This window comes from Mesorhizobium sp. M5C.F.Ca.IN.020.29.1.1 (assembly GCF_003997375.1).
GTDB classification, from domain to species: domain Bacteria; phylum Pseudomonadota; class Alphaproteobacteria; order Rhizobiales; family Rhizobiaceae; genus Mesorhizobium; species Mesorhizobium wenxiniae.
This window is the reverse complement of sequence record NZ_RZSW01000625.1, coordinates 1-3,186: the sequence shown is the minus strand read 5'-3', so window position 1 is coordinate 3,186 and position 3,186 is coordinate 1. Positions and strand designations below refer to the sequence as shown.

Annotated in this window: 3 protein-coding genes; all 3 read right to left on the bottom strand. The window is 61.0% G+C overall.

The annotated features are described in order from the left end of the window. Nucleotides 1–1,347, bottom strand: a 1,347-nt coding sequence (gene bamA / locus EOA85_RS31045; RefSeq protein ID WP_127212278.1) for an outer membrane protein assembly factor BamA, incomplete at its 3' end; no start/stop codon positions are given. A gap of 217 nt (nucleotides 1,348–1,564) precedes the next feature. Continuing rightward, entirely contained in the window at nucleotides 1,565–2,707 is a 1,143-nt protein-coding gene (gene rseP, locus EOA85_RS31040; RefSeq protein ID WP_127212277.1) for an RIP metalloprotease RseP, read from the bottom strand. A 115-nt stretch (nucleotides 2,708–2,822) separates the two neighbouring features. Next, a partial coding sequence (locus tag EOA85_RS31035) for a phosphatidate cytidylyltransferase (RefSeq protein WP_164759999.1) occupies nucleotides 2,823–3,186 on the bottom strand: 364 nt, incomplete at its 5' end.

Below are 3,186 nucleotides of genomic sequence, written 5' to 3'. Positions count from 1 at the left end.
GTCGCCGCCTGTCGAATAGCCAGCGCCAATCGAGAACTCGCCGGTCGATTTTTCGACCACGTCGACCACGAGCACCACCTGGTCTGGCTCAGAGCCGGGAACGGTGGAAACTTCGACTTTTTCAAAATAATCGAGCGCTTCCAGCCGCTTCTTCGCGCGCTGGATGAGAACCTGGTTGAAGGCATCGCCCTCACTCACGTCAAATTCGCGGCGAATGACATAGTCGCGTGTCCGGTCGTTGCCGCGAATCTCGATGCGCTCGACATAGGCCTTGGTACCCTGGTCGATCGTATAGACCACTGAAATGGTGTGGTTCTCGAAATTGCGGTCGCCGCGCGGCGTCACCTGGGCGAAGGGATAGCCGGAACCGGCGACCCTCTCGGTCAACGCAATGATGGTGTCTTCGACGTTCTCAGCGTTGTAGACGTCGCCCTTGTGGGTTTCGACCGCCGACTGCAGCGATGCAGCGTCGACCTCGGGAATCGTGCTCTCGACGCTGACGTCGCCGAAGGTGTAGCGGTCGCCCTCCTGCACGGTGATGGTCACCGTGTACTTGTTGGTGGTTTCGTCGAGTTCGCCGACCGCGGAAATCACCTGGAAGTCGGCATATCCGTGATTGTAATAAAAACGGCGCAGCAGCTCCTCGTCGGCGCGCAGCTTATCTTCGTCATAGACGTCGTCGCGCAGCACGAACGAAAGGATGGTCGAGCGCTTGGTGGAGATGACGTCGGACAGGCGACGGCTCGAATAGGCACTGTTGCCGACGAAATTGATCGCGGCGATCTGCGTGCGGCCGCCTTCGTTGATGTTGAAGACCACGTTCACGCGGTTGTCGCCGAGATCCATGATCTGGGTGGTCACGGCGGCGTCGTCGCGGCCGATACGCCTGTAAGCAGCCTTGACCGCCTCGACGTCGGCATCGAGCGCCTGCTGCGAGAACGTTCCACGCGGCTTCAACTGGACCGCCGTCGCAAGGGCGTTGTCCTTGAGTTTTTTGTTGCCCTGGAACAGCACCTGGTTCACGACCTGATATTCGGAAACCTTGATGATCAGCGACGAACCGACCTGGTTGATCTGGACGTCCGAGAACAGCCCGGTGCCGAACAGCGCCTTGACCGCATCGTCGATATCGGAACTGGAAAAGGGCTTGCCGGGCTTGATCGTGACGTAGTTGCGGATCGTGTCGGCGTCGACACGCTGATTGCCGCTGACTTCAACTCTTGAAACAACAGCGGCCTCGGCCGCCGATGTGGCAACGAACTGCACTGTGAGCGCACCTGGTACGACCAGGGCGGCGGACAGGGCCACCGCGGACGCGGCGCTCAGAAACTTGGATGCTGCCTTCATCGGGCTTTTGTACCTTTTCTCGAAGTCCCCACGGCGAGAAAACCGGACGTGCGGTAATTTCCCCTACCGTATTAACCGGATTTTCCCTACACGCAAGGCTCCTGGTTAATTTGTATTTACTTAACCCTGTTGCGTGGCTTTCGCGTCACGCATATCCCCATGCATGGTAAACGGCGTCTCAACATTGGCTGTGCCGAAGCCAAATTTCTTCATGATTTCAGCATCCAAACAGGTCGTTCCAGAAAACGAACCCCATGAAGCCCAAGACGAGAAGCAGGCCGGCCCTGTAACCCATTTCCATCATCCGTTCCGACACCGGTCGCCGAATGACGGCCTCCACGCCGTAGAACAGGAGATGGCCGCCGTCGAGGGGGGGAATCGGCAAAAGGTTGAGAATACCGATCCCGACCGACAACAGCGCAACAAGTTGCACAAGCCAGTCGAAGCCCAGTTTTGCCGCCTGCCCCGACATCTTTGCGATCTTGATTGGACCGCCCAGCTGGCATTTGTCTTCGCGACCGACGACGAAACGCTGCAGGAACTGGCCGGTACCCTGGATGATGTGGCCGGTTTCCTCGACCGCGGCAGCCAGTGCGCCAGCCGGGCTATAGGTGATCAGGCGCGGTTGGCCGAATTCCTGGTTGTTGACGACGCCGATCACGGCCACCTTGACCTTGTTGCCCAGCGCGTCTTCCTGTTCCATCAACCGCGGCGTCGCCGTAACGGTGATCTCCTTGCCGTCGCGCAGCATGACGAACGTGATGGCGTCGCCGCCGCGGCCCGAGACCCGGCGCTGGACGTCGGCGAAGGTCTGGACCTTGCTGCCGTCGACGCTGACGAATCGGTCCCCGGGCAGGATCCCGGCCTGCGCCGCCGGACTGTCGGCGGTGACTTCAGCCACCATCGGCTCCATCACAGGGCGGCCATAGGCGGTAAACAGCACCGCGAAGACGGCGATCGTCAGCAGGAAATTGAACAGCGGACCGGCCACCACAGTCGCGGCGCGCTTCCAGACCGGCTGCGTGTGAAACGCGATCTTGCGCTCGGCATCGGTCAGCGTTTCGATCTCCTCCGAGCTGGGCTGGCTCGATGTGGCGTTCATGTCGCCGACGAATTTGACGTAGCCGCCGAGTGGTATGGCGCAGAGTTTCCAGCGCGTGCCATGGCTGTCATAGAAGCCGAAGAGTTCCGGGCCGAAGCCGATCGAAAAGACTTTCACGCCGATGCCGCACCAGCGGCCGACGAGATAATGACCCATCTCGTGGACGAACACGACTACGGTCAGCACGAACAGGAACGGCACCAGCGTGCCGAGGACAAAGCCTTCCGTGCTGAAAACCGCGTGAAGAATCTCGTTCAACTCATGTCCTCAAATTCGTCCGCAGCACGGTCGTACCGCGACTGTGGCATCAATCCAGGCGAATCCATGGCGCATCCTGCGCAGGTCAAGAAACCAGGCCGGGAATCAATGCTGGTCAAGCTGGAAACAGCCCCTGTGCCGGATGGTCGGCGGTCGCCGAAATCCAGCCGATGACGTACAGGGCGAAAGCCGCCGCGACAAGCCCGTCGACCCGGTCCATGACGCCGCCATGGCCCGGTATCAGCGTGCCCGAATCCTTGCGGTTGTGGCGGCGCTTCACCCATGATTCGAAAAGGTCGCCGGCCTGGGAGACGAGCGAAAGCACGAGCGCGACGACGCCGAGCACTGCGAGATTTCCGCCTCCGGCCGCGGCCGCCAGAAGCAGCCCGGCAACCACGCCGCCGACGGCGCCGCCGAGTGCCCCGCTCTGAGTCTTGCCTGGTGAGATCGACGGCGCCAGCTTCGGACCGCCGACAGCG